Source organism: Streptomyces montanisoli, from assembly GCF_017813245.1.
GTDB lineage: Bacteria > Actinomycetota > Actinomycetes > Streptomycetales > Streptomycetaceae > Streptomyces > Streptomyces montanisoli.
The window spans coordinates 1-1,996 of record NZ_JAGIQL010000338.1 but is presented as its reverse complement, the minus strand read 5'-3'; the positions used below and the strand labels follow the sequence as shown (position 1 = coordinate 1,996).

Here is a 1,996-nt window from a genome sequence, read left to right as displayed (position 1 = left end):
CAAGCGCAGCGAGGCGCGGAACTCCTCGGCGCGGTGGGCGCCGGCCGCTTCGAGGTGACGCTCCACCTCGGCCAGGTCGGGCGCGGGCAGCGCGCGCACCGCGGGCCGCAGCACCTTGTCGAGCAGCGCCGTCCGCGCCTGGTCCCAGTCGCCCGTCGCGCCGGGCAGCGACGTCCACGCGGCGAAGCAGTCCGCCGCGTACACGGGCACCGTGCGCAGCCTCGCCGCGACCTGGTCGCTACGAGCCGCGGCCGTGTACGCGGCGAGGAGCGCGGCGTCACCGCGGTGTATCAGCGCGTACAGCTCGCCGTCGGGGCGCTCCCGCGACAGCAGGCGGCCCGCGAGCGCCGCGGCGAGCCGGTCGAGCACGGCGGGCGCGACGGGGCCGTGCACCCTGGCGGCCTCCCGCGCGGCCAGGGCGGGCTCCACCCACGGTGCGGCCACCCGGCCGCCCTCCAGCGCGCCCGCGAACTCCAGCAGCCGCAGGGCGTCGCGCGGGCCCGGCCCGATCGTGTCGGGAAAACAGCGCAGCAGGCCGGGGGCGAGCGCGGGCGCGGCGGGATCGTCCGCGGGCGCCTCCAGCGCCGAGCGCACCAGGACGTGCCAGGTGCCCGCGACGCGGTGCGCGTCGGAGCCCGTCTCGTCGAGCATCTGACGGGCCTCGGCCGCAGTCGGCAGCGCCTCGTCCCACACCAGGCGCACGGCGGTCCGCAGCACCAGCGGCTCGGCGAGCGGCGAGACACCGGCCCTGCGCAGTGCGTCGTGCAGTGCGCCCACCCGCTCCCGGGCGGGCCCGCCCCCGCGCGGGGCGCCCGCGCACATCCGCAGGTGGGGCAGCGCCTGGACGCCGGTCAGCTCAAGAGCGGTGACGGCCATCAGCCGGACCGCGGCGGCCGGATCCTCGGCCGCCCGGGCGTCGAGGGCGCTCAGCAGCTCCGTGCGCAGCTCGAACTGCTCGTCGAGCACCGCTTCCACGGCCGGGCTCCACGCCCCCTCCGGGTCGGCCGCGAGCGCGGCCGCGAGCCTGCCCGCCACGCCGGGCAGCAGATCCGCGCACTCCACCCCGAGGACGCCGGCCACCCGCAGGAGCGTCGGCGGGTCCGCGACGCCGGCCGAGCCGCCCGCGACCCCGGCGCGCAGCTCCTCCGCCAGGTCGCCTGCGAGCCGGTCCTTCACGGACGCGGGAAGGGCGGCGAGGCGCGCCACCGGCAGTTCGGGAACCGCCGACGGCATGCGCACGGCCAGGGCCAGCACGAGCGCCCCCAGCCGCGCCGTCGTCGCGGGGGAGGCCGTCATGCCGAGCGCGCCGAGCAGCCTGGCCAGCGCCGCCGCCTCGGCGGGCGAGCGCTCCCCGGCGGGCTCGCACAGCGCCGTCACGACCCGGTCCACCACGTCGGCGTCCAGGACCCGCGCGTGCAGCCGCGCCCACGCAGCCGCCTCCGCGCGCGCCTCCGCGTCGAGAGCGACGCCCGCTCCGAGCGCCGCGCAGGCGAGCGCGCCGGCGGACAGCCTGCCGTCCGGCAGCGCCCCCGCGGCCTCGAACACCTCGGGCGCCCCCGCCAGCCAGACGCGGGCCGCGGTGGCGGCCCAGGTGGCCGTCGTGTCGGTGGGATCAGCGGCGAGACGGGCCCCGGCGTCCGGCAGCTCGCCGGCGTCGCCGTGCACCGTGCCGTCGAACACGCGCGACGCGCCGTCCAGCCCCTTGCGGCCCGTCAGCGAGGCCGCGTCGGCGGGAAGCACCCCGACGATCTGCTGCGGCGCCCGGCCCGGCCTGCGGGTGTACGTCGTGAACGTCAGCCTCCGCGCGTACCCGCGTGGCAGCGTCGCGCAGGCCAGCGCCAGCCAGCGGGCCACGTCCGTGCTGTCACGCTCCACGACGAACAGCCGAGCGGGGGCGCCCGGCCGCGCGTGCCTGCCCTCGCACACGTCGCGCACGGCCGTGAGGAACGCCGCGAGCCGCGCGGCCCTGGTCGTCGCGAACGCGGCGAGCGCGCCG

At 79.6% G+C, this 1,996-nt stretch carries 1 protein-coding gene; it reads right to left on the bottom strand.

The features are described 5' to 3' along the window. The coding region (locus JFN87_RS32970; protein ID WP_209346169.1) for a GTPase-associated protein 1-related protein at positions 1 to 1,996 on the bottom strand (1,996 nt) is incomplete at both ends.